Origin of the sequence: Sphingomicrobium marinum (assembly GCF_026157105.1) — a bacterium.
Classification (GTDB): domain Bacteria; phylum Pseudomonadota; class Alphaproteobacteria; order Sphingomonadales; family Sphingomonadaceae; genus Sphingomicrobium; species Sphingomicrobium marinum.
This window is the reverse complement of sequence record NZ_JANPVQ010000001.1, coordinates 1,144,690-1,167,895: the sequence shown is the minus strand read 5'-3', so window position 1 is coordinate 1,167,895 and position 23,206 is coordinate 1,144,690. Positions and strand designations below refer to the sequence as shown.

Annotated in this window: 21 protein-coding genes, 3 tRNA genes and 2 pseudogenes; 3 read left to right on the top strand and 23 right to left on the bottom strand. The window is 59.8% G+C overall.

The window, feature by feature from the left end; genetic code table 11:
* Positions 1-5: 5 nt before the first annotated feature.
* The 4 genes and pseudogenes from NUX07_RS05930 to NUX07_RS05915 all read right to left on the bottom strand — a co-directional run bounded on the left by NUX07_RS05930 (position 6) and on the right by NUX07_RS05915 (position 4,678).
* A complete protein-coding gene (locus tag NUX07_RS05930) occupies positions 6-962 on the bottom strand; it encodes a hypothetical protein (RefSeq protein ID WP_265529579.1) in 957 nt (318 codons plus the stop codon).
* Entirely contained in the window at positions 947-2,323 is a 1,377-nt protein-coding gene (locus NUX07_RS05925; protein WP_265529577.1) for a glycosyltransferase, read from the bottom strand. The genes NUX07_RS05930 and NUX07_RS05925 overlap by 16 nt, the downstream gene beginning before the upstream one ends.
* A gap of 858 nt (positions 2,324-3,181) precedes the next feature.
* A pseudogene (locus tag NUX07_RS05920) lies at positions 3,182-3,364 on the bottom strand (tyrosine-type recombinase/integrase); the annotation flags it as partial.
* Between the two features lie 1,237 nt (positions 3,365-4,601).
* Positions 4,602-4,678 (bottom strand) — tRNA-Met (locus NUX07_RS05915).
* Positions 4,679-4,830: 152 nt separating this feature from the next.
* On the opposite strand from NUX07_RS05915, the gene NUX07_RS05910 reads away from it, so the two are divergent.
* Positions 4,831-5,244: a DUF3775 domain-containing protein gene (locus tag NUX07_RS05910; RefSeq protein WP_265529576.1), complete on the top strand. Its 414-nt coding sequence runs from the start codon at positions 4,831-4,833 to the stop codon at positions 5,242-5,244.
* Here NUX07_RS05910 and NUX07_RS05905 read toward each other — a convergent pair.
* Positions 5,241-5,759: a 2'-5' RNA ligase family protein gene (locus NUX07_RS05905; RefSeq protein ID WP_265529574.1), complete on the bottom strand. Its 519-nt coding sequence runs from the start codon at positions 5,757-5,759 to the stop codon at positions 5,241-5,243. The genes NUX07_RS05910 and NUX07_RS05905 overlap by 4 nt on opposite strands.
* Positions 5,756-7,654, bottom strand: coding sequence for a potassium transporter Kup (locus NUX07_RS05900; protein ID WP_265529572.1), 1,899 nt, complete (start codon positions 7,652-7,654; stop codon positions 5,756-5,758). Before NUX07_RS05900 ends, NUX07_RS05905 begins: the two co-directional genes overlap by 4 nt.
* A 111-nt stretch (positions 7,655-7,765) precedes the next feature.
* Between NUX07_RS05900 and ald the strand changes: the two genes are divergently transcribed.
* Entirely contained in the window at positions 7,766-8,878 is a 1,113-nt protein-coding gene (gene ald / locus NUX07_RS05895) for an alanine dehydrogenase (protein ID WP_265529571.1), read from the top strand.
* Here ald and NUX07_RS05890 read toward each other — a convergent pair.
* The 9 genes from NUX07_RS05890 to NUX07_RS05850 all read right to left on the bottom strand — a co-directional run bounded on the left by NUX07_RS05890 (position 8,854) and on the right by NUX07_RS05850 (position 14,880).
* Positions 8,854-9,510 (bottom strand): tetratricopeptide repeat protein, encoded by a 657-nt coding sequence (locus tag NUX07_RS05890; RefSeq protein ID WP_265529569.1) that lies wholly within the window; start codon positions 9,508-9,510, stop codon positions 8,854-8,856. The two genes, ald and NUX07_RS05890, sit on opposite strands and share 25 nt — an antisense overlap.
* Positions 9,507-9,917, bottom strand: a complete 411-nt coding sequence (locus tag NUX07_RS05885; RefSeq protein ID WP_265529568.1) for a cytochrome c-type biogenesis protein — start codon at positions 9,915-9,917, stop codon at positions 9,507-9,509. Before NUX07_RS05885 ends, NUX07_RS05890 begins: the two co-directional genes overlap by 4 nt.
* Complete coding sequence (locus NUX07_RS05880) at positions 9,914-10,432, bottom strand: DsbE family thiol:disulfide interchange protein (protein ID WP_265529567.1); 519 nt, start codon at positions 10,430-10,432, stop codon at positions 9,914-9,916. The genes NUX07_RS05885 and NUX07_RS05880 overlap by 4 nt, the downstream gene beginning before the upstream one ends.
* The gene (locus NUX07_RS05875) at positions 10,429-12,375 is read right to left on the bottom strand and encodes a heme lyase CcmF/NrfE family subunit (protein WP_265529566.1); all 1,947 of its coding nucleotides are present in this window, start codon (positions 12,373-12,375) and stop codon (positions 10,429-10,431) included. The genes NUX07_RS05880 and NUX07_RS05875 overlap by 4 nt, the downstream gene beginning before the upstream one ends.
* Complete coding sequence (ccmE, locus tag NUX07_RS05870) at positions 12,372-12,812, bottom strand: cytochrome c maturation protein CcmE (RefSeq protein WP_265529565.1); 441 nt, start codon at positions 12,810-12,812, stop codon at positions 12,372-12,374. The genes NUX07_RS05875 and ccmE overlap by 4 nt, the downstream gene beginning before the upstream one ends.
* Entirely contained in the window at positions 12,809-12,937 is a 129-nt protein-coding gene (ccmD, locus tag NUX07_RS05865) for a heme exporter protein CcmD (RefSeq protein WP_265529563.1), read from the bottom strand. Before ccmD ends, ccmE begins: the two co-directional genes overlap by 4 nt.
* Positions 12,934-13,662, bottom strand: a complete 729-nt coding sequence (gene ccmC, locus NUX07_RS05860; protein ID WP_265529562.1) for a heme ABC transporter permease CcmC — start codon at positions 13,660-13,662, stop codon at positions 12,934-12,936. Before ccmC ends, ccmD begins: the two co-directional genes overlap by 4 nt.
* 55 nt (positions 13,663-13,717) lie before the next feature.
* Complete coding sequence (locus tag NUX07_RS05855) at positions 13,718-14,770, bottom strand: Glu/Leu/Phe/Val family dehydrogenase (protein ID WP_265529560.1); 1,053 nt, start codon at positions 14,768-14,770, stop codon at positions 13,718-13,720.
* A 33-nt stretch (positions 14,771-14,803) separates the two neighbouring features.
* Positions 14,804-14,880: transfer RNA gene (locus NUX07_RS05850), tRNA-His, on the bottom strand.
* A gap of 305 nt (positions 14,881-15,185) precedes the next feature.
* Between NUX07_RS05850 and NUX07_RS05845 the strand changes: the two genes are divergently transcribed.
* Positions 15,186-15,899, top strand: coding sequence for a Crp/Fnr family transcriptional regulator (locus NUX07_RS05845; protein WP_265529559.1), 714 nt, complete (start codon positions 15,186-15,188; stop codon positions 15,897-15,899).
* Positions 15,900-15,978: 79 nt separating this feature from the next.
* Here the strand turns inward: NUX07_RS05845 and NUX07_RS05840 are convergent.
* From NUX07_RS05840 to NUX07_RS05805, 8 genes and pseudogenes are all read right to left on the bottom strand, one after another.
* Positions 15,979-16,053, bottom strand: a tRNA-Val gene (locus NUX07_RS05840).
* A 51-nt stretch (positions 16,054-16,104) separates the two neighbouring features.
* Positions 16,105-16,407, bottom strand: a pseudogene (locus NUX07_RS05835) (HU family DNA-binding protein); the annotation flags it as partial.
* Positions 16,408-16,537: 130 nt separating this feature from the next.
* Positions 16,538-18,931, bottom strand: a complete 2,394-nt coding sequence (gene lon / locus NUX07_RS05830) for an endopeptidase La (RefSeq protein WP_265529557.1) — start codon at positions 18,929-18,931, stop codon at positions 16,538-16,540.
* Between the two features lie 42 nt (positions 18,932-18,973).
* Positions 18,974-19,489 carry a CPBP family glutamic-type intramembrane protease gene (locus NUX07_RS05825; protein ID WP_265529556.1) on the bottom strand — a complete coding sequence of 172 codons (516 nt, stop codon included), beginning with the start codon at positions 19,487-19,489 and terminating at the stop codon, positions 18,974-18,976.
* 12 nt (positions 19,490-19,501) lie between these two features.
* Positions 19,502-20,785, bottom strand: a complete 1,284-nt coding sequence (gene clpX, locus NUX07_RS05820) for an ATP-dependent Clp protease ATP-binding subunit ClpX (RefSeq protein ID WP_265529555.1) — start codon at positions 20,783-20,785, stop codon at positions 19,502-19,504.
* A 188-nt stretch (positions 20,786-20,973) separates the two neighbouring features.
* The gene (locus NUX07_RS05815) at positions 20,974-21,372 is read right to left on the bottom strand and encodes a J domain-containing protein (protein ID WP_265529554.1); all 399 of its coding nucleotides are present in this window, start codon (positions 21,370-21,372) and stop codon (positions 20,974-20,976) included.
* Positions 21,373-21,529: 157 nt separating this feature from the next.
* Entirely contained in the window at positions 21,530-22,183 is a 654-nt protein-coding gene (locus NUX07_RS05810) for an ATP-dependent Clp protease proteolytic subunit (protein WP_265529552.1), read from the bottom strand.
* Positions 22,184-22,256: 73 nt separating this feature from the next.
* Positions 22,257-23,186 carry a glycosyltransferase gene (locus tag NUX07_RS05805; RefSeq protein ID WP_265529551.1) on the bottom strand — a complete coding sequence of 310 codons (930 nt, stop codon included), beginning with the start codon at positions 23,184-23,186 and terminating at the stop codon, positions 22,257-22,259.
* Between the last annotated feature and the right edge of the window lie 20 nt (positions 23,187-23,206).

The window sequence follows — 23,206 nt, the reverse complement described above, 5'->3', positions numbered from 1 at the left end:
TATAATCAGAATGCGTAGGTCAGCCCAGCACGTCCCATTGTGTAAGTGTAATCGGTTCCACCTGAAATAGAGTCATTGGTGTGAAGTATCTCGGCAAACGCATGAAGGCTTGGAGCAGTAGTGGGGCTCTCCAGCCGCAACTGGCCATACCGAGCTAGCGACCAATCACTATCCGTACTTTGTTGCACTCCTACTCCGCCTGCAGCGAGAAAAATCCAACCTGAGGTGGTTCGCCTGCGCATCTGCAGCAACGGAACTAATCGGACGAAGTTTTGCGGCGAGAAATAGTCAAACTCTCCGGGTCGGGTCGAGTGGTAATAGCGCGCATCAAGGTGCGCACTTAGACCCCATTCTTCTCGCAACGAATGGATGTACCGGCCTCTCACATGCAGCCTTACATTCTCTCCGGTGAACGCCTGAACTCCTGCTGTCAGGGCAAGCAGGCTAGTATCATTAACGGGAAGATCGGCACTAGCACCGATAAACGTGTAATAGATGCCGCGCTTCAGCCCTTGGTCAGTTTCAACAATCTCGCGTTCAATGAAGATACTTTGTGCCCAATCGGTGCGGCGAAGCTCAGCGTTACCAAGTAGGGTCTCGCCGTCCGAGCCGACGCGGGCGCGCCATCGCCAGTCCGAACCGATGTGATCCGCAAGATCTAAATAGATACGACTATGCTGACGCTCGTCACCTGTCGCAGGACCAAACCAGACCTCCTCCACCGCTATGCCAGTATATTTCTCGCGGTTTTCAAAGTCCCAAAGTGCTCTGCCAACAAATTTTTTCACAGAGGTGCCGTCCGAGTCTTCGCTGAACCAGAATTCGACACCAACCGCTGGACTAGCCGTACTCCTCGCCAGGTCGACTTCTTCTTGTGCCATTGCCGTTCCCGGAAACGCGATAAAAGCCGCAACGAAAAGCAGCACATCATAAAAATGAAAACGCATCATTTCGTATCCCATCTTTTCCTCAGGCCGAGCAGCTCGGCCGCGTATCCCCAGACGCAAACTGGCTGCAACAACAAGCTGTAAGCGAGCGCGTAGAAAAGAAATCCGCGCAGATTGCGTCTCACGATCAACCCTTCGCGCCGATAGACTTCGGACTGAATGCGGAAAATAATTCCGTTCCAGAGTATCGTCAGAGGCAAGACCGCGATAGTTAGTGGACCTGCGATATAGAACTTACCAAAACACGCGAGCACGAGGCCTGGGATGAAAACTAGCGTGTATACGAGATCGAGCGGTAGAAAGCAGACATTCCACCAGATAAACAGCGTCGACATGCGCCGCCTGAATAGTAACCGCCAATGAGACCTGAACGCTTCCATAAGCCCGCGCGACCAACGTTTTCGTTGGAGAGCAAACTGCCGAACGTTGTCTGGAACATTTGTGAAGGCAAGCGCGTCGTCCGCGTAACCTATCCTATACCCTTGGTCGAGGATCGCCCAAGACAAAACAATGTCTTCGCCCACGCACTCGGGCCAGCCGCCCGCTTCCACGAGTGCCTTGCGGCTGTACAGGGAGAAGGCACCTTGAGCGACTAAAGTGCCATGATACATTCCCTGCATTCGCTTTACCGAGGCGATGCCATGAAAGTAGTCCCACTCCTGGGCGCGGCATAGAAAATTGTCGCGCGAGTTTCGAACCATGACCGCGCCTGCGACCGCTTCGGTTTCCGGCGGGTCCGAAAGTAGGCGCTCGACAAGCTTGCGCAAGCCGTCATGCTTCACCCAAGAGTCGCCATCGATTGTCGCAACGAGATCGTGTTTGGACTTGTCTAGCCCATCATTTAGTACAGCTGATTTTCCGCGATTGACTTTGAAGTCAATAACGCGCGCTTTGATGTTACTTTTGAATCCTAGGCTCCTGATCTTGCTGCGAGCGAGCTTGACCGTCTTATCACTCGACCCGTCATTAAGAACCATTATTTCGACCTCGCCGGGATATCGTTGTCGCGCGAGGCTTTCGAGCGTATCGCAGATAGCGTCCTCTTCGTTGTACGCTGCCACAAGTACGCTAACGCCAGGATAAATACTCAAAGCCTTTCGTCGCGGCTGTCGGTCGAGCAGAAGCGTCGAGAGCAAAAAGGCGTTCATGAAACCCGGGACGTACGCGATAAAGGTGATTACAAAAACGGCGAGGACAAAACCGATGACTGACGCGAGTTCCTGTAACCAAGGGAGCGACAGCCATATGCTTAAAGTCATCCAAGAAAAGGCGAGCGTACAGGCGAGCGCAAATTTCGCACGAAGAGGAAAATAGCGTTCCTTGATCCAACGCACCCCCGGCGGGGAATTCAAGTTGAGCGCTTCCAGCTCCGCCACTCCAAGCGAAGTTTCTTCCACGCTAGATCGTGCATCCGGGGACCGGGATAAATCCATGAAGCGCGGATTACGCCGATCGCAAAAGTATATAGTAAATCTTTAAACCATTTCGGATGTTCCCACATCGAGATGCGAGCAATTTGAATGTGATTACGATCGGGTAGCGGAGCGGGGAGGTAGACCCACGGTACAAGGATCTTTCTGAAGACTAGAAGAATTGCACGTAAGAGGCTCGACGTGGACGAACTCTACGTCAAAGGAGCAAGGGCGGTCTCAAAACCTCACCTCTGAATTAGCGAAAGAAAAAAGGGCTCACCGCAGGTGCGGCGAGCCCCTCATGCACGCTGTTAGATTGAACCAACAATTAGGGACCAGTGGTTCAACAAAGACGAATTATAACTCGAAGGGGCGTGCGGTATATTACTGAAAGATCCAATTAAGAGCAAAATTGAAAGTTGGACGGCCGTGGGTTTGATGGGTCAGTTCCCACAGAGCGAAGCATGCTTTTCGGCTGCCGTTTGGACTGCAGCGCAGTGAATTCTAAATCATTAGGAGATCCGTTTCCAATAAGCCCCGAGCTGTCAGGGTAGGACTACGATGCTTTGGCTTAACAGAGCCTTTGGCGGAAAAGCCCCATCATGTAATGATGGGGCTTCCCGTGTGAAGCGCACTCGGATTAACGCTCCGCAATATAAATGATTGTTTACTCTCTCAGTTCCCTAGCTGGAAAGGCTTACGAATGAGTCTCGCAATCATTGCGCTGGTCTTCTCGACGATCTGGACTTCAGGTGTCTTTTCATCCTCTGTGCTACTGTGCCTGTTCGCAGTCCTTTAGGCCAAAATATGCTCCCCTAGAAGTTACGTTAGGCCTTCGCTGGCTGCGATCGCTAGCATTGAATCGACTCCCTCATCCTCTATCAGATGACCATATGTATCGAGTGTCATTTGTACCGAACGGTGTCCCATCCATGTGGAAAGGCGCTTGAGGTCAATTCCTTGCTTAATCCACGCGCTAGCAGCGGCGTGACGCAAGGCATGGAAGCCAAATGGTTTGCTCTACATAGTCCGATTCGGAGGCAAGCCCTTCATCATTGCGAAGGGCGCGGTCGATATTGTTGAACGCGTTTTCAAACATGGTCTATCGCTAGCGTCGGCCTGTTCCCGCGACAGACATTTTCCTAAATCATTAGGCAATTTCGCTCGAAAAGGTCGCTTTCGGGAATGTCGGATTACGAGGAGGAAGAATTGCTTTGGACCTCAAAATATCGGGATGCTTTGGAGCAGCTCTATTGGACGCCAAAATATCTCGGCTTGAAATCCATTCCAATGCGCCTCTGGGAATTAGAAGCTGATCATATCCGGGTGCCCCGCGATCGCGTTCAATAAGGAGGAAGTCTATATTCCAGAGAGGGAACAGCAGATTCCAATTTTCAAAGATGCGAGGTCTGGAAGAGCCCCTAAACCACATCTTCGACATCACTTTCGCAATCGCACTTGGCGAGGTCGTGGGTAGATTGCTGCACGAGCCAGCCGGCATGGACGACAAGGGCCCCTTTGAGAGCATCGGCCGAGAAGCGCCAACAAGATATGATTGGGGCGCGGGAAACGTCACTTAACAAGACGGCCTCTTTGTGTCGTCAATCTCGATTTTGGGTGTGGAACTGAAGTTGGGGTCTCAAACCAGTCAGCAGCAAGATTTAAAATACCTGATGCTAATGCTTCTGGAGGACATGCGTTCTGGCTCACGTAGGGAATTGGGGCTCCTTTTTATGACAGCGCAAGATGCAAAGGATGCCTTTCAGAACGCGGGCGCCGACACCGACGGCAAACTACCCTCAGACTTTATCACCCAATTCACTCGAACAAGGCTGAATAAGCCCCTGAGGCAGATGCTCACTAAGGATTTTGAAGCGCTCGCCGACATCGCCTCAAGAACTCGAATAACCTACATGAGTTGGAAGATGCTTGTGCAGAGCTGCAACGCTCCAAGGCGAGAACACCCTAGCCCGTCTGTTGCATGGTTTTGCAAAGTCCGTCAGCCATCACCGTGGAACCAAAATTGTGGCCTAAAGACCAGCAGTTTGTCCGTGGCAAAAGCCTGTCGGAACGACGTCCAGCAGGCTCCAATCCCCTGCCTCATAATTGTTGCATGGACACGCCGGAATCAGACGGAAACCAACGAAAAACCAAAGAATCCCGCGAAAATATCTGGGAGAGTGACTCGGAAGCCATAGCAAGGCACAGGCTTAAGAAAACCCAATGTTTTTAGGGCCTTATTTGGTAGCGGAGGAGGGACTTGAACCCCCGACACGCGGATTATGATTCCGCTGCTCTAACCAGCTGAGCTACTCCGCCCCAAGGCATAGGCAGGCGCGATATGTTGCGCTGCGGGGGGAGCCTATAGAAGCCGCCCTCTTCCCCGTCAATCATGACATTCGCGGCAATCGGGAACCAGCGGGCTCGGCTGCGGTTTGGCTTCATGGAAAGAGTAGAAAGAGGCCGACCCGATGGAACCTGTGACCCCGCTGGAAACCTTGTGCCGGATCATCATTCGCGCTCGCGAATATGAAGCGCAGGTTCCGACCAATTATGACGCCGATGAAAGCCCCGACAACGTCGATGGCAATGACGATGACGAAGCCTATTCGGTGCTCGACGACGACATCAACACCAGCGTCGAAGAAGAGCTGGAAGGCATCATCGATGACCTTGCCGACGACCAGCAGGCTGAACTGTTGGCGTTCGTCCTGGTCGGCCAGGGCGATTATGACGCCGATGAATGGAGCGAGGCGCTAGAAGCGGCTGGCGAAGAAAGCCAGATCACCGAGGTCCTGCTGGAAACGCCGATGCTGGCCTCCGTACTCGAAACCGGCATGGCCGCATTCGAGCTGGACTGCGAAGGCATTGGTTCGGTCACCTAGGCGATGTCGAGCCCGCGGAAGCGCCAGCTTCCCAGCTTTTCCCACGGCCCATCCATGTAGCGGTGTAGCGACAGCCCGATAATATCGAGCGGTCGGGGTTCGAAGGTCTCGCGCTTCTCGTCCAATAATGCTTTCGCCTCGAACGGTTTGACCTTGTTCTGGATCGTGATGTGCGGACGCCAGCCTTGGCTGTCCTGCGCTGACAACATGCCATGGAAATGATCGGCGATGACATCGCGGATGCGCCGCAGGTCGTCGGATTCGACCTTATATGCCACGCCCCTGCCCAGCGAAATCACGTCGGACAGACGCGCGCGGGGCGGCTTGCAGTCATTGGCGATACGCTTGAGCAGGCTCTCCGCCTCGCTCTCGCAGCTGGGCGGGAGCGCGTGGAACATGGTTAGATGCGCGTCGAGATAGTTACGCTCGGCGGGGAAATGCGCCTTGCGCTCCCCGGTCAGCCGATCATGAATCCGCCGCTCAAGCGCAGCCGTGACGATCAGGGCACCACTCATAGCTTAAGCTGGCTCCCAAGTTCGACGACACGGTTGGCCGGCAAGCGGAAAAAAGTCATCGCGCTTTCGGAATTGCGCATCATCCAAGAAAACAGCGTCTCTCGAAGGGCCCGCGGCCCGCGCGCGCCAGATGCCAACAGTGTCTGGCGGCCCAGGAAATAGCTGGTCTCGATGTCCCGGCACGGGCCGCCGAACTTCTTGAGCTTGCGAAGCGAGGCAGGGATGTCGGTGCGGTCCATGAAGCCGTAATGCAGCACAATGCGATACATCCCGCCACCGTGATCCGTGATTTCGATCCTCTTGCTCGACGGCACGCGGGGTTCGTCCGCGATCTTCACCGTCAGCAGGAAGGTGCGTTCATGCAGCACCTTGTTGTGCTTGAGATTGTGCAGCAGCGAATGCGGAACGCCGTGCGTCGAGGTCGTAAGGAACACCGCCGTACCGGACACGCGCGTCGCGCGCTTCACGGTGGAGGCGCAGAAAATGTCGAGCGGCATCACCTCGGCGTTGATCCGTTTGAGCAGCCGCTTCCGGCCCTTGGCCCACGTTGTCAGCAGCGTGAAAACGATCGCGCCGATAATCAGCGGCACCCAGCCGCCTTCGGGCAGCTTCAACAAGTTGGCACCGAAATACATGATGTCGACAATGAAGAAGAGCGCGAGCAGCGGCAGCACGTATCGCTTCTTCCATTTCCACAGGACAAGGAACACGACGGCAATAAGCACGGTATCGATCAGCATCGCGCCGGTGACCGCGATACCGTAGGCCGCGGCAAGATTGCTCGATGAACCGAAAGTCAGGACCAGCGCGATCACCGAGATCATCAAAGCCCAGTTTATCGCCGGTATGTAGATCTGCCCGGCCGCGTCCTCGCTCGTATGTTCGATACGCAGGCGCGGTATGAAGCCCAGCTGGATCGCCTGCTGCGTTACCGAAAAGGCGCCGGTGATGACCGCCTGGCTTGCGATGATCGTGGCGAGCGTTGCCAACAATACCAGCGGCAGGCGCATCGCCTCTGGCGCGAGGAAGAAGAAGGGGTTCTGCGCCATGGCCTGTGCGGTCTGGAGGTCGTTCGACAGGATCAGCGCCCCCTGCCCCAGATAATTCAGCAGCAAAGCTGGCATGACGAATGCGAGCCAGCTGATCCGGATCGGGCCGCGCCCGAAATGCCCCATGTCGGCATAAAGCGCTTCCGCCCCGGTGACTGCCAGCACCACCGACCCCAAGGCGAACAGCGCGCGCGTGGGCTCTGTCAGGAAAAAATGGATGGCGTTGTACGGATCGAGCATTTCCCACAGGACCGGGAGGTGGTCGGGAATATGGCTGAGCCCGAGCCCCGCCAGCGTCACGAAATAGACCAGCATGATCGGAGCGAAAAAGCGCGCGATGCCGCTCGTGCCGAAGCGTTGCACACTGAACAGTCCGATGAGGATCCCGACCGCGATCGGGATAACCAGCGGTTGCATTGCCGGGGAGACGGTCGTCAGCCCCTCGACAGCGGAGAGGACGGAAATGGCCGGGGTGATCATGCTGTCGCCGTAGAAGAGCGAGGTCGCGAACACGCCGAGCAGGACAATGCTGCGGGTCCAGGCCTTGTTTTCGCCTTTTCGCGTCACCAGCGCGAGCAATGCAAGACTGCCCCCTTCGCCCTTATTGTCTGCACGCATGATCAGCGTGACATATTTCAGCGTCACGATGGTCATCATCGACCAGAAGATCAGGCTCAGGACCCCGTAGACGTGCAGGGCATCGGGAACGAGCGTGTGGTGACCCGAAAAAGTCTCGCGAAACGCATAGATTGGCGAGGTACCAATGTCGCCGAACACGATACCGACGGCACCGGCAGCAAGCTTCGTCTGAGCACTCTTGCTCTGTTCTTGCGTCGCAGCGCTCAAGAGAACGGCAGACTCGTCATTGCGCGCAGCGTCTAGCAGTCCTAGAGGGCTGCTCAAACAGCAAACGCAGCATAAGCGCGTTGTTGTGAATATCTGACGGAGAGAGTTGCCATGCGCGTTGGTGTGCCCAAGGAAATCAAAAATCACGAATATCGGGTGGGCCTGACCCCCACCTCGGTCGCCGAACTCGTCAATCACGGCCACGAGGTCATCATCGAGACGCAGGCCGGCATGGGCATCGACTTCACCGACGAAGCCTACGTGCGTGTCGGTGCCATCATCGTCGAGACTGCCGAAGAGGTGTTCGAGCAGGCCGACATGATCGTGAAGGTCAAGGAACCGCAGCCGCAGGAAATCGCGATGCTGCGACCGCACCACACGCTCTATACCTATCTCCACCTTGCTGCCGACAAGCCGCAGACCGAAGGCCTGATGAAGTCGGGCGCCACCTGCATTGCCTACGAAACGGTGACGAGCCCCGCGGGAACGCTGCCGCTGCTCAAACCGATGAGCGAGGTTGCGGGTCGCATGTCGGTGCAGGTCGGTGCGCACTATCTTGAGAAGGAACAGGGCGGCCGCGGCGTCCTGCTTGGCGGCGTACCGGGCGTCTATCCCGCCAAGGTCGCGATCCTGGGCGGCGGTGTTGCCGGCGTGAACGCCGCGATGATGGCGACGGGCCAGCGCGCCGATGTTACCATCTACGACATTAACCCCGACCGTCTGGCCGAGCTCGATCTTCACTTCGGCAGCACCATCAAGACGCAATATGCCGCCAAGGCCGCGATCGAGCGTGCGGTTGCGGAAAGCCATCTCGTCATCGGCGCGGTGCTGGTGCCGGGCGCGGCCGCGCCCAAGCTGGTCACCCGCGACATGCTGAAGCTCATGAAGCGCGGTTCGGTGATCGTGGATATCGCGATCGACCAGGGCGGTTGCTTCGAAACGTCAAAACCGACGACGCATGACGAACCTGTCTATGAAGTCGATGGGGTCATTCATTATTGCGTGGCCAACATGCCGGGCGCGGTGGCGCGTACGTCGACCTTCGCGCTCAACAATGCGACCCTCCCCCACGCCGTGCAAATCGCCAACAAGGGCGCCATGCAGGCGATGAAGGACGATCCGCATTTGGCCAATGGCCTCAATGTCTCGGACGGCAAGGTGCGTCACAAGGCGGTTGCCGACACCTTCGACGATATCGACTACGAGCCTGTCGACTGGGCCTGAAGTTCCTGGGCCTCTTGCGGGTCGAGCATTGGCGCATAGGCGGCGATCGAGAGCATCGTGAACTGGCGCATGTCGTCGCTCATCTCGCTATTGTCGAGAAGACCGCGCCACGTCTCGATCGCGAGGCGTGGTTCGCCTGAACGCGCCTGCGCGAGCGCGCGGAAGAAGCGCGGGCCGGGATGCGTGTCGCCTGCCAGCGCTTCGGCGCGCGAATAAGCGAGCCGCGCCGCGGGCGTGTAACCGCCGCCATGATCCGCCAACGCATTGCCGTAGAGCGTCCACAACGCAAAATTGCGCGGATGCTCGCGTACGGCGGACTTGAGGACGCCGGCCGCGCTGCGCGTATCGCCGCGCCCTGCATAGCCTGATGCCATCGTGGCCCATTGCTCGGCCGTGTTGAACCGACCGAAAAACGTCTGGCGCGCACCGTCGAGGCTCATCGGGGCGCGGGCATTCTGCGTCGCTTCGCGCGGGGTTCCCGCTTGGCCGGGTGAACCGTATATCGCATAGCCGACACCGCCGAGCGACAAGGCTGCGGCTGCATAGGTAAGCCAAGCCTGGCGTACGCCCAGCACCCACAGCGCGATGACGACCAGCAGCGCCGCGACCGCGAATAGGAAAAAGCCCATCATTGCTTCTCCCTCCGCCTGAAACGGCCCCGCAACAGCCACAAGCCGGCAAGGATCAGCACGATGGGCGCGACGTACAATGGCAGCGTCAGCGACGACGTGGGCGGGCGATAGGTCACCCATTCGCCATAGCGATCGACCAAGTAGGCGCGGATTTCTTGGGGACTGTCGCCGGCCAGCATCCGTTCGCGCACGAGATGGCGCATGTCGCCTGCCATTTCCGCGTCGCTATCGGCGATCGATTGCCCCTGACAGACAAGACAGCGCAGTTCGAGCATCAGTTCGCGCGCTTCTGCTTCCATCTGCGGATCGGGCAGCTGGACATAGGCCCACTCGGCCGCCGGCAGGTCGCTTTGCGCCTGTAGCGGTGCGGCCAGCATTATGGCGGAAAAGGCAACAAGCCATCTCATCGTGCCGCCTTCCATTCGCGCCGCAACCGGGGAACGTCATCGGGCAGCAGTGGGCCTTGATGATGATAGGTGATCATCCCTTCGCCGTTGACGACAAAGGTTTCCGGCACCCCCGAGGCGCCGAAGGCAATCATCGCGGCACTGTTGAGATCGTTGCCGAGGCGATCGAACGGATCGCCATGCCGGGCGAGAAAGCGCGCGATATCCTCGGGCTTGTCGCGCACCGCGATCCCATCGATCGGAATGCCACTCTTCGCCATGCCGTCGAGCAAGGGTGCCTCGGCAATGCACGGCACGCACCAGCTGGCAAAGATATTGACGAGGCGCGGCTGCCCGGTGGCAAGGTCGGCGGTCGAAAGGCCGGGCTTGCCCTCCAGCGCTGCCTTAAGCGCAAATTCGGGCGCGGGTTGCCCGACAAGGGTCGAGCGCACCTGCTCCTCGCGCGGCACGGCAAGCCGCCAGCCCGCAACCACGATGATCGCAAAGAAAATGATGATCGGGATGAAGCGCGTCATATCGCGTAGCCCTTGGTCCCGCTGCCGATTGGCTCGGTGGCCATGGCACGCGCCCGGCGGCGTTCACCGACCACGCGCCCCGCCAGCGCGAAGATGCCGCCCAGCGCAACGAGCAGACCGCCAAGCCAGATGGCCGTAACGAAGGGCTTCCACCACAGCCGCAACTGCCACCCTTCGGAGATGCTGCCCTCGCCCACGACCGCATAGAGCTGGCCGTTCCACCGGGTCGCAAGCGCGCTTTCGCTGGTCGTCATCGGCGGTGAGGTGAAAAAGCGCGATTGCGGCTTGAGCTCGACCACGCCGCTGCCGACGCTGGCGCGCAGATTTGCTTCGACCGCGGTCCAGTTTGGTCCCGCGACCGGTTCGACGCCTTTGAATTCCACCGTCCACGGACCGACCTCGACCTGTTCGCCGGGCTGTGCACGCACCAACCGCTCGACGGTGAACGCGCTTTCGGAGGCGAAACCGATGAGCAAAACGCCAAGCCCGGCATGCGCCACGACCATGCCGATGATCGCCAACGGGGTACGCAGCAGGCGCCGACCGGCAAGCGGCGCGAAGCTGGCGATGATCAGCCCGGGGCCGATGGAAAGCCCCGCGCGCTCGAGCCAGCTCATTTGCGCACCGACGATGTAAGTGCCGACAAACGTGGCGACGCTGACCAGGGCACCGATAATCACGATCTTGCCGAGCGGCTTGTCGTGGCGGCGCCACCGTAGGCTGGGGCCAACGAACAGGAACAAGCCAAGAAGCAGGGCCAACGGCCCAATGACGAGGTTGAAATATGGCGGCCCCACCGAGATGCGGTCGCCCATCGCTTCGGCCAGGATCGGATAGAGCGTTCCGAAAAGCACCAACGCAAGGATCACCGATAGCAAAAGGTTGTTGGCAACCAGCCCGCCCTCGCGGCTTATCGGGTCGAACGGTTTGCTATCGCGCACATTGCCGATCTTCCATGCGAAAAGGGCGAGCGCCGCGCCGGTGTAGATCACCAGCAGCGCAAGGATGAAGGTCCCCCGCTCCGGATCGACAGCGAAGGCGTGGACCGACGTCAGCACGCCCGAGCGCACGAGGAAGGTGCCGACCATCGACATCGAAAAGCCGATCAGCGCGAGCATCATCGTCCAGGCTTTCAATGCATTGCGCGCGGCAAGCACACCTACAGAGTGAAGCAAAGCCGTCGCCGCCAGCCAGGGCATCAGCGAGGCGTTTTCCACCGGATCCCAGAACCAGTAGCCGCCCCACCCCAACTCGTAATAGGCCCAGTAGCTGCCCGCGAGGATACCCATGGTGAGGAATATCCAGCTGGCGAGCACCCAGGGACGCATCGCGCGAGCGAGCGGCGCACCGACCTTGCCCGTCAGCATGGCGCCGATGGCGAGGCTGAACGCAACCGACAGCCCGACATAGCCGACGTAGAGCGTCGGCGGATGAAAGGCCAAGCCCGGGTCCTGCAACAGCGGGTTGAGCCCCTGCCCTTCGACCGCTGGCGGGTTAAGCCGCGCAAACGGGTTCGATGACAGCAGCAGGAAAGCGAGAAATCCGATAGCGATCGCAGCTTGCGCCGCAAGCGTCGCCGACAGTGTCCTGAGATCCAACCTTTTCTCGAACATCGCGACCATCGCGCCCGAGCCCACCAGCACCATCAGCCACAGCAGCATCGAGCCTTCATGGTTCCCCCACGCGCCCGTGATCTTGTAGAGAAGTGGCTTGGCGGTGTGGCTGTGCGCCGCAACGAGCTCCACCGACAGGTCGGTGACGTAGAACAGCCAGAGCAGGATAAGGAACGCGGCGACGACCAGCACGCCCTGTATGCCGCCAATCTTCAGCGCCGCATTCGCCGCTTCGTCATTGCCTCTAAGCCCGGCAATACCGAACCCCAGCTGGGCGAGGCACAGGGCCGCCGCCAGCCACAGGAGCGCATGACCAAGCTCCGCGATCACTGCTGAAGAGTCTCCGCCGCTTCGTGCTGCTTGGAGAGCGAGGGCGGCAGATAGTTTTCGTCATGCTTGGCAAGTATTTCGTCGGCCACGAAGGTGCCGGCGGGGTCAAGCCGCCCTTCAGCGACGACCCCCTGCCCTTCGCGGAAGAGGTCGGGAAGGATGCCGGTGTAGCGCACGGGTACCGTTGACCCTCCGGTCATGTCCTCGACTTCGAAGCGGACCGAAATGCCATCGTCTTCGCGCACCAGCGACCCGTTGGAGACCATGCCGCCAAGTCGAAACGCCTGGCCCGGTTCGGCCTGCCCGGCCGCAACCTCTTGCGGCGTCAGGAAGAAGGCGGCGCGATCCTGCAGCCCCCAGATGGCGAAAGCGGCCGCCAGCAGCGCGGCGCCGATCGCGAGAAGCGCGAGCACCATTCGTTGTTGCTTGGCCTTCATCGGCGCTTGAGTTCCTCCACGTCGCGTTCGGCCCGGCGCATGGCCCCAAGGCTCGCGATCACTAATATGGCCGTTGCGCCTAGCACGAGCGCGTAGGCAGCGATGACGAAGGGCCAGCTGTTCATGCCGCGTCTCCCGCTTGCCGCCTCAGCCGCGCCTCGCGTTTTGTCCGCGCGATATCGGTGCGCATGCGCACGAAGACGATGCCTGCAAAAAGGAACGTGAAGCCCAGCACCGTCAGCGGTAATGGCCACAATAATTCATCGGCAATGCTGCTTTCACCGCGCAAGAAATCGATCGAGTTTTTCTGATGAAGCACCTGCCAGAAATCGACCGAGTAGCGGATGATCGGCAGCATCACGATGCCTACCACCCCCAGGATCGCGACGCCGCGGCCTTCCCCGCCGCGCTCACGCTCGGCGCCCGCCAGCGCGATGTAGGCGAGGTAGAGAAAGAAAAGGATCAGCATCGAGGTCAGCCGGCCTTCCCACTGCCACCACGTCCCCCAAGTGGGTTTACCCCAGATCGAGCCGGTAGCGAGGCACAGGAACGCGAACAGCGCCCCGACGGGGGCGATGGCGCGGCCCGCGACGGCGCCAAGCGGGTGACGCCAGACCAAGGTCGACAGGCTCGCCGCGGCAATGCCGCCCCATGCCGCCATGCCGAGCCATGCCGCGGGCACATGGACGTACAGTATACGCGCGCTGTCGCCCTGCTGGTAATCGGGCGGCGTGACGAACAGCCCGCCATAGAGGCCGGGCAGCAGCAAGAGCAGCCCGAGCACCAGGCAAACAGTCGTGGCAGGCCGCGCGAGTTTGAGGAATCGCGCCGGATTGGCGAAGCGATGCATGGCCGGAGGCTTAGCCGCTACCAGTAGCTTTGTCAGTGCGTTTCGGGCGTAAAAATTAGGCGCGGCCGATCAGACGCTGCGCCATGCTGTCCGCCACCGCTGCCGGGTCGCGGCCCGATGCATCACTTTCGTCCCAAATCCGATCGAGACGTCCCGGAATGGCGTCAATGCGCTGGCGCACCAACTCGTGACCGCCATCGTCGAGATATTCGGTCGACACGTTGATGATGCCGCCCGCGTTGATGACGTAGTCGGGTGCGTAAAGGATATCGCGCGCCACCAGGCGTTGGCCATCTTCCGGGCGGGCCAGCTGGTTGTTGGCCGCGCCCGCAATGATCGGGGCGTTGAGCGCCGCGATGCTTTCTTCGTTCAAAATTGCGCCAAGCGCGCACGGGCTCAGAACATCGGCCTCGATCGACAGGATTTCGGCGGGATCGACGACGGTGCCGCCGACTTCCGCGGCTAGCGCTTCTACCTTCGCGGCATCGATGTCTGCGACGGAGATACGCGCGCCTTCGCCGGCACAATGGCGCGCCAGATGGCTGGCGACGCTGCCTGCGCCCTGCAACGCGACATGCACGCCGTCCAGCGTATCGCGGCCCAGTTTGCGCTTCACGGCAGCCTTGAGACCCAGGAACACGCCAAGCGCCGTGTGGGGACCCGGATCGCCGCCGACCTCACCGGCATCATCGACAGGCAAGCCGGCGACAAAATCGGTTTCTCGCGAAATCGCGATCATGTCGGATACGCTCATCCCGACATCTTCAGCGGTAACGTAATTGCCTCCAAGACGGTCCACGGCGCGGCCGAATGCAGCGAGCAACTCGGGTGTTTTCGTTTTCGCCGCATCCGCGAGGATGACTGCCTTGCCGCCGCCCAGCGGCAAGCCCGCCATCGCATTCTTGTAGCTCATGCCGCGCGACAGGCGCAGCACGTCGGTCATCGCATCGCCATCGTCGGCGTAGTGCCAGAAACGGGTACCACCGGCGGCCGGGCCAAGATGGGTCGAATGCATCGCGATGATGGCGCGCAGCCCGCTCGCCGGGTCGGTCACGATATGCACCGCTTCATGCGCGTCGAAGTTGGGACGGTCCCAAATGAAGGTCATGGATGTAGCTGCCACCGCTAGTCGATAAAGAAATGGGGCGACCGACGGGACTTGAACCCGCGACATCCGGTACCACAAACCGGTGCTCTAACCAGCTGAGCTACGGTCGCCACGCAAGCACCCCGTCATGGGATGCGAGCGGCTCATTAGGCGGCAGCGGGGACAAAGGCAAGCGTGAAGCCAATTTGCCACACTACTGACAAAAATGAAGGTAATTTTCTGCTCGGAAACTCGCACTTCGCAGAGCCACTGAAGCGACGATAAAGTAAAATCCGAGAAAACAGCCAAAAATAATTTCGTGACTTTAACAATAACATAGATTAACATGCATTCTTAAGAAATCGCGTCAGATTTCAAGTGCGTAGGAGTGGCAACCGTGTTAGCTCGGCCCCACTGTCACTAAGGAGCAATAATTGTGATTCGAGCCATGTCGCGCGCCGAAACCGGTGTCGAACTCGAAGAGACCCTGCTTAAGGTAGGAATGGACCCAGCAGCAGCCAAGGCGCTGGGCGAAATGCCGCACAAGGTAGTGCATGTAGACCCGCGGCGCCCCTTCCGTGAGCCTGGTTCCCCCCGAGATGAAGTGATGTTCGTAAGGTCGGGCATCATGTGTAAATATAAGTCCGATGGAAGCGGTCGGCGCCAGATCGTCGCGCTGCGCTTCCCCGGCGAAGGCATTCTACCCTCTCCGAGCAATGCCGACTACGGCCTGCAAGCGATTGCGCGCTCGGAAATCATGGTAGGTTCTGCCGAAGATTTCGCCAAGATCGTCGATGCCCATCCAAGCATCAACAACTTCCTCTACAAGCTGGTGCAGCGCGAAGCATCGATCAGCCACGAATGGTTGGTCAATTGCGGTCGCCGCGACAGCACGGCGCGCGTCGCGCACCTCTTGTGCGAAACCGCAGCGCGTTGCGGGATCGACGGTGCGAACCAGTCGCTCCGCCTGCCGTTCACGCAGCAGCAGATTGCGGACATCACGGGACAGACTTCGGTCAACGTAAACCGGGTCTTCGCCGAACTGGAACGCCAGGGCCTGATCGAACGCGAAGGTCGCAACATCAGCTTTGCCGACTGGAACGAGATCAAGCGGGTCGGCAGCTTCCAGCCCGATTACCTGCTGCCTTAAGAAGCGCAGCAATCTGCCGAAAAGGAAAAGGCGCCCTTCGCGGGGCGCCTTTTTCGTATCCAATGACAGGATCAGGAAATGGTGGGCGCGGCAAGGATTGAACTTGCGACCCCTGCGGTGTGAACACAGTGCTCTACCACTGAGCTACGCGCCCCCAAATCCGGGTCGGACGAGGCCAATAGAGCGCCCGCCCGAACCTGTCCAACTATTTCTGGACGGCGTCCTTGAGGACTTTGCCCGGCCTGAATTTGGGCTGCATCGATGCCTTGATCTGCATCGGTTCACCCGTGCGCGGGTTACGCCCCGTCGAGGCCTTACGCTGTGTAACCGAGAAGTTCCCAAAACCAACCAGGCGCACTTCATCGCCGCGCTTGAGCGTCGAGGTCACCACCTCGAGCATGGTTTCGATTGCTCGGCTCGCATCGTTGCGGCTTAGCCCTGCGCGGTCCGCAACTTCGCCAATGAGCTCCTGCTTGTTCATATCCCTGCCTCTCCCGCTTCTTGCGCGCGTCGCCTCCGAGAGACTCGCGACGCGACGTGAGTCTCGATGCGCCTTTAAGACAAACCTAAAGAGGGCTGTCTAGGGCAAGACTCCGAAAAATCCGCCAAAATGCCTCCCAAATCGGGATTAATCGAAATTAATGCCGAATTGTGGGCTCGTCACCGGTTGGCGGGACAAGCGGCTCGGTCGACAACTCGTCAGCATCCGACCATTCGATCGCCGTCATCTTCTGGGTCAATGCGCGGGCGAGAACCTCGTCGACATGGCGCACCGGGATGATCTCGAGATCATCCTTGAGCTTAGCCGGAATTTCTTCGAGATCCTTTTCGTTCTCGTGCGGGATCAGGACCGTCTTGATGCCGCCGCGCAGCGCCGCAAGCAGCTTTTCCTTCAGGCCGCCGATCGGCAGCACGCGGCCACGCAGCGTTACTTCGCCCGTCATCGCGATGTCGCGGCGCACCGGGATACCCGTCAGCGTCGAGATCATCGCTGTCACCATGCCGGTGCCGGCAGATGGCCCGTCCTTGGGCACCGCGCCTTCGGGCAAGTGGACGTGAATATCCTTCTTCGCGAAGATCGATGGCTTGACCCCATAGCTGGGCGAGCGTGCCTTGACGAAACTCATGGCGGCCTGAATCGATTCCTGCATCACCTCGCCAAGCTTGCCCGTCGTCTTGATCTGGCCCTTGCCCGGCACGGTGACCGCTTCGATGGTCAGCAATTCGCCGCCCACTTCGGTCCAGGCCAAGCCCGTGACCGCACCGATCTGGTCCTCTTCCTCGCCCATGCCGTAGCGATATTTGCGCACGCCAAGATACTCGCCGACATTCTCTTCGGTCAGCGCGACGCTCTCCACCTTCTTTTCGAGAATCTGGCGGAGCGCCTTGCGGGCGACCTTGGCAAGTTGGCGTTCGAGCGTCCGCACACCGGCTTCGCGGCTGTAATGGCGGATCATCGCGCGCAGGCCGTCGTCGGTAAAGGACAGCTCCTCATCCTTCATGCCATGCGCTTCAAGCTGCTTGGGAATGAGATGGCGTTTGGCAATCTCGACCTTCTCGTCCTCGGTATAGCCCTCGAGCCGGATGATCTCCATGCGGTCGAGCAGCGGCTGCGGAAGGTCGAGCGAGTTGGCCGTGGTGACGAACATTACGTCTGACAGATCATAATCAAGTTCGAGATAGTGATCGTTGAACTTGGAGTTCTGTTCGGGGTCGAGCACTTCGAGCAGCGCCGATGCCGGATCGCCGCGAAAATCCTGACCGAGCTTGTCGATCTCGTCGAGCAGGAATAGCGGGTTGTTGGTCCCGGCCTTCTTCAGGTTCGAAATGATCTTGCCCGGGAGCGAACCGATATAGGTGCGGCGGTGGCCGCGGATCTCGGCTTCGTCGCGCACGCCGCCCAGTGACTGTCGCACGAATTCGCGGCCCGTCGCCTTGGCGATTGAACGCCCGAGCGAGGTCTTGCCGACACCCGGCGGACCGACGAGGCAGAGGATCGGCCCCTTCAGCTTGTTGGTCCGCGCCTGCACCGCGAGATACTCGACGATGCGCTCCTTGACCTTCTCGAGCCCGTAATGGTCCTCGTCGAGCACCCGCTCGGCTTCCTCGATGTCGCGCTTGAGCCGCGACTTCTTGCCCCATGGCAGCGCCAGCAGCACGTCGAGATAGTTGCGCGCGACCGTTGCCTCGGCGCTCATCGGCGCCATGGCTTTGAGCTTCTTGAGCTCCTGTTCGGCGCGCTGCTTGGCTTCCTTGGACAACCGCGTCTTGCGGATTTTCGCAGCGAGCTCCTGCAGCTCGTCCCCGCCCTCGGCATCGTCGCCGAGTTCGCGCTGGATCGCTTTCAACTGCTCGTTGAGATAATATTCGCGCTGCGTCTTCTCCATCTGCCGCTTCACGCGGCTACGGATTTTCTTCTCGACCTGCAGCACGCCCAGCTCGCCCTCCATGAAGGCGAACACCATTTCCAGGCGCTTCTGCGGATCGAGTTCGCCCAGCAACGCCTGCTTGTCCGACACTTTCACCGACAGCGCCGAAGCGACCGCATCGGCCAGCACCGAAGGTTCCTCGATGTCGCCGAGCTGCACGGTCGTTTCCGCCGGCAGCCGCTTGTTGAGCTTGGCATAATTGTCAAACTGGTCGAGCACCGAGCGCATCAGCGCTTGCACTTCCGCGCCGTCCGCTTCCTTCTCTTCGACATATTCGATTTCGGCTTCGGTGTAGTCGCCCTTGTCATGGAGACCGACCAACTTGGCGCGGCGGCCGCCTTCGACGAGCACGCGCACCGTGCCGTCGGGCAGCTTCAGCAACTGCACCGCGGTGGCCACGACACCAAGGTCATACATCGCGTCGCGATCGGGATCGTCGTCCGCCGGATCGAGCTGGGCGACGAGGAAAAGCTTCTTGTCGACATCCATCGCCGCTTCGAGCGCAGCGACGCTTTTGTCGCGGCCTACGAAGAGCGGAACGATGCGCTGCGGGAAAACAACAATGTCGCGCAGCGGGAGGATGGGAAAGGTTTCAGTGGTCATGCCCGCCATATGGGCGCGCGCGGCGCGCGGTGCAATGGGTGGCTAGGCCGGGACCAAGCCGGGGAAAGCGATCGTCACCGCGGGCAGCGAATTTTGCATCGCGTGTGTCAGCATCGGCACCAGGAAAGCGAGGCCGAGATGGCGCCGCCGCCACGTCACGAACTGGAGCGAGAAGATCAGGAAGGGCCACCAGATCACGAAGCCCCAGTTAAGCGCCATCGTGCTGTGCGCGATGCCCCACAAGATCGCGCTGACGATCACCGCGATGCCCGGCCGCAGGAAAAGGCTCAGCCCCATCAGGATCGCGCCCATGAGGAGCGTCTCGACGACCGGCGCGAAGACGACGAGCATGAAAAAGGCGAGCCCCGCCTGCCCTTCGAGGTTGGAGAAATCGGGCGGCGGCGCGGCGGGCAATACCGTCATTGCGAGCGCGGACAGTAACAGCGACCCGAAAAAGGCGATGCTCCAGCCGCCGACAATCGACTGCCACAAGCTCTTGGGCTCGGTTAAAAAGTTGGGCAGACGCGAAAGCGGCGCGCCGACGGCTTGCTGGGTCATGGAGTCGATCGGCTAGGCCGCGCTGTCGCCGGCAGCGCTTTCCTTGTCCTTTTTGGAATAGACGCGGACGGGCTCCTTGCGCCCTTCCACGACATCGCCATCGACATGGACTTCGTCGACGCCTTCCATCGAGGGCAGGTCGAACATGGTGTCGAGCAGAATGCCTTCGAGGATCGAGCGGAGGCCGCGTGCGCCGGTCTTGCGGTCGATCGCCTTTTTGGCGACCGCGAGCAACGCATCGTCGGTAAAGACGAGCTCGACATCTTCCATGTCGAACAGCTTGGCGTACTGCTTGACCAGCGCGTTCTTCGGCTCCTTGAGAATCTGCACGAGTGCATCCTCGTCGAGATCTTCGAGCGTCGCGATGACCGGCATACGGCCGATGAATTCGGGGATAAGGCCGAACTTCATCAGATCTTCGGGCTCGGTATGCTTGAGCTGCTCGCCCGTGCGCTTTTCCTCGGGCGCTTCGACATGCGCGCCAAAGCCCATCGACTTGCCCTGCATACGGTCGCCGATGATCTTTTCAAGACCCGCAAACGCACCGCCGCAGATGAACAGGATATTGGTCGTGTCGACCTGGAGGAATTCCTGCTGCGGATGCTTGCGGCCACCTTGCGGCGGCACCGAAGCGGTCGTGCCTTCCATCAGCTTGAGCAGCGCCTGCTGGACACCTTCGCCCGAAACATCGCGCGTGATCGAGGGATTGTCGCTCTTGCGGCTGATCTTGTCGATTTCATCGATATAGACGATGCCGCGCTGCGCCTTTTCGACATTATAATCGCTGGCCTGCAGCAGCTTGAGGATGATGTTCTCGACGTCTTCACCCACATAGCCCGCTTCGGTCAGGGTCGTTGCATCGGCCATCGTGAACGGCACGTCGAGGATGCGCGCCAGCGTCTGCGCAAGTAGCGTCTTGCCGCAGCCCGTCGGCCCGACGAGCAGGATGTTCGACTTGGCAAGCTCGACCTCCGCGCCCGACTTGGCGCCATGGTTCAATCGCTTGTAATGGTTGTGAACGGCGACCGAGAGAACACGCTTGGCCTGCTTCTGGCCGATGACATAATCATCGAGCACTTCATTGATTTCGAGCGGCGTGGGTACACCGTCGCGAGACTTGACCAGGCTCGACTTGGTTTCTTCGCGGATGATGTCGTTGCACAGCTCGACACACTCATCGCAGATGAAGACAGTCGGGCCGGCAATCAGCTTGCGCACTTCGTGCTGCGACTTGCCGCAGAAACTGCAGTAGAGCGTCGACTTGCTGTCGCTATCGCCGCCTTGAAGCTTGGTCATATTCGTCCTTCGATTCGCCCGTTGCGAGGAAACGCCCGCAAACTCAGCATGCTAGGGCTTATTGTAGCAGAGGCAAGCGTGCAAAGTCGTTAACGCGCCGCCTCGGTTGTAACTGCCATATGGCGTCGGGGTTACGGCGGTGCAAGGTGGCCGGAAGTCGTGCCCGAAAACGGCACATTAAGGCTATCTCAATAGCCGTTGGTCCAGATGCCGTAGATCAGCGGGATGGTCAGCAATACCGAAAGCATCACGATCCACTTGATCGGAAGCCCCTTGCTTTGTCGGCGACGCATCTCCTCGCGGGCTGCTGCTTCCGCGTTAGGATGGATGCTGTGGGCATTGCGCCTCTTGGGTCGATGAAAATGGAATATCGGCTCCTCGCTGTAGCCGTTTTGCTTGTCGTACCGCCGGCGCTCGGTTGGATTGGAAAGGCACTTGTAGGCGGCGTTGATCTCCGCCGCCTGCGCGCCGCCATCGACTGCCCCGCGATCGGGATGATGCACACGCATCTTGGCGCGATAAGCCTCCCGGATCTCGCGTGCGCTGGCGGTGGGGGGAATACCCAGCGTGTGATAGTGGCTATGCACTCCGTTAAATTAACCTAAATCAGTCGCGCGGTCACGAGCAAAAATCCACATGGGAGATAAATTCTGATGCCCGTTCGTCAGGCGAGAGCAAGCCCGTGATGACGAAAGGCGGACCCCCATGGCCCGCCTTACGCATGTTCTGGATGAAGGACGCGGTCTAGCTGGGCGTCACGTCGCCGGCGCCGGTGTTCTTGTCTTCGCCCTGGCTCGGGCGCTTGTCGAACACCTGGTCGATCAGGCCGAATTCCTTGGCTTCGTCGGCTTCCAAGAACTTGTCGCGGTCCATCGCCTCTTCGATCTTGGCGATCTTCTGGCCGGTATATTTGGCATAAAGCGCGTTGAGACGCGACCGGATGCGCAGAATTTCCTTGGCCTGGATCTCGATGTCGGCTGCCATGCCCCGCGCACCGCCCGAGGGCTGGTGGACCATGATGCGGGCATTGGAAAGCGCCACGCGCATGCCCGGCTCACCCGCGGCCAGCAGGAAGCTGCCCATCGAGGCCGCCTGACCGATGCAAACCGTGCCGACCTTGGGACGGATATATTGCATGGTGTCATGGATCGCGAGACCCGCCGTCACCACGCCGCCCGGCGAGTTGATGTACATGAAGATGTCCTTCTTCGGGTTCTCGGACTCGAGGAAGAGCAGCTGGGCGGTGATGATCGAGGCCATGTTGTCCTCGACCTGGCCCGTCACGAAGATGATGCGCTCGCGCAGCAGGCGCGAATAGATGTCGAAAGCGCGTTCGCCGCGATTGGATTGTTCAACGACGGTCGGAACGAGCGCGCCGATAATATCTTCGTGATCCATGAATGGTCCCTTGATTGCTGTTTCAGCACCTACATCGGAAGAAACGGCTGAAGGTTCAACCCGTCGCTTGTGCTTATTTTGGCGTCGACTGCCCCGGAGCAGGAAGGGCGAGATAAGCAAGCCTGCGCATTTCCTGCCGCTGGCGGGAAATCGCGGCGATCGTGAGCCCGGCAAAGAAGGTCAGCACGGCAACGATGCTCATCCCGGTCACCAGGATTGCCGTCGGAAACCGCGGCACCTGCCCTGTTTCGAGATAGGTAATGAACAACGGTACGGCGAGGATGATCGCGGCGACCTGGATCGCCAGCGCGAGCGTGCCGTAGAATTCGCGCGGTTTTTCGACCCGGAAGAGGCGGCCGATCGTCTTGAGGATACGCCAGCCGTCGCGGAAGGTGTTGAGCTTGCTCTCGGACCCTTCGGGACGCGCCCCATATCTGGTCGCGACTTCGCCGGTCGGCATCCTGAGTTCCAGCGCATGCACGCTCATCTCGGTTTCGGTTTCGAACCCTGCCGAAAGCGCCGGGAAGCTTTTGGCGTAGCGCTTTGAAAAGGCGCGGTAGCCGCTGAAGATGTCGGAAAAGCTGCGACCGAACAACCACGCCAGCAGGCTGGTGAATGCCTTGTTTCCGAGCACATGCCCGCCGCGATATGCCTCTTCGGCTTCGTGGTGGCGCGTGCCGACGACCATGTCGAGCTGGCGGTCCCAAAGCAGGCGGACCATGTCGGGCGCCGCCGCCGGATCATAGGTGAGGTCGCCATCGGCCATCACATAGACGTCGGCATCGATGTCGGCGAACATGCGACGCACCACATTGCCCTTGCCCTGCTGGACGACGCTGCGCACCACCGCGCCATTCGCTGCGGCGATCTCGACCGTGCGATCCTTCGAATTATTATCGAAGACGTAGATGGTGGCGTCGGGGAGGTGCTTTTTGAAACCGGCGATCGTTTCGGCGATCGCCGCTTCCTCGTTATAGCATGGCAGCAAGACTGCGACCTGCATTAGCCCCTCCCCGATCAAGC

Coding starts and splice junctions, on each gene's coding strand:
- NUX07_RS05930 (WP_265529579.1), bottom strand. CDS start 962: ATGGGATACGAAATGATGCGTTTTCATTTTTATGATGTGCTGCTTTTC.
- NUX07_RS05910 (WP_265529576.1), top strand. CDS start 4,831: ATGGAACCTGTGACCCCGCTGGAAACCTTGTGCCGGATCATCATTCGC.
- NUX07_RS05905 (WP_265529574.1), bottom strand. CDS start 5,759: ATGAGTGGTGCCCTGATCGTCACGGCTGCGCTTGAGCGGCGGATTCAT.
- ald (WP_265529571.1), top strand. CDS start 7,766: ATGCGCGTTGGTGTGCCCAAGGAAATCAAAAATCACGAATATCGGGTG.
- NUX07_RS05890 (WP_265529569.1), bottom strand. CDS start 9,510: ATGATGGGCTTTTTCCTATTCGCGGTCGCGGCGCTGCTGGTCGTCATC.
- NUX07_RS05885 (WP_265529568.1), bottom strand. CDS start 9,917: ATGAGATGGCTTGTTGCCTTTTCCGCCATAATGCTGGCCGCACCGCTA.
- NUX07_RS05880 (WP_265529567.1), bottom strand. CDS start 10,432: ATGACGCGCTTCATCCCGATCATCATTTTCTTTGCGATCATCGTGGTT.
- ccmE (WP_265529565.1), bottom strand. CDS start 12,812: ATGAAGGCCAAGCAACAACGAATGGTGCTCGCGCTTCTCGCGATCGGC.
- ccmD (WP_265529563.1), bottom strand. CDS start 12,937: ATGAACAGCTGGCCCTTCGTCATCGCTGCCTACGCGCTCGTGCTAGGC.
- ccmC (WP_265529562.1), bottom strand. CDS start 13,662: ATGCATCGCTTCGCCAATCCGGCGCGATTCCTCAAACTCGCGCGGCCT.
- NUX07_RS05855 (WP_265529560.1), bottom strand. CDS start 14,770: ATGACCTTCATTTGGGACCGTCCCAACTTCGACGCGCATGAAGCGGTG.
- lon (WP_265529557.1), bottom strand. CDS start 18,931: ATGACCACTGAAACCTTTCCCATCCTCCCGCTGCGCGACATTGTTGTT.
- NUX07_RS05825 (WP_265529556.1), bottom strand. CDS start 19,489: ATGACCCAGCAAGCCGTCGGCGCGCCGCTTTCGCGTCTGCCCAACTTT.
- clpX (WP_265529555.1), bottom strand. CDS start 20,785: ATGACCAAGCTTCAAGGCGGCGATAGCGACAGCAAGTCGACGCTCTAC.
- NUX07_RS05810 (WP_265529552.1), bottom strand. CDS start 22,183: ATGGATCACGAAGATATTATCGGCGCGCTCGTTCCGACCGTCGTTGAA.
- NUX07_RS05805 (WP_265529551.1), bottom strand. CDS start 23,186: ATGCAGGTCGCAGTCTTGCTGCCATGCTATAACGAGGAAGCGGCGATC.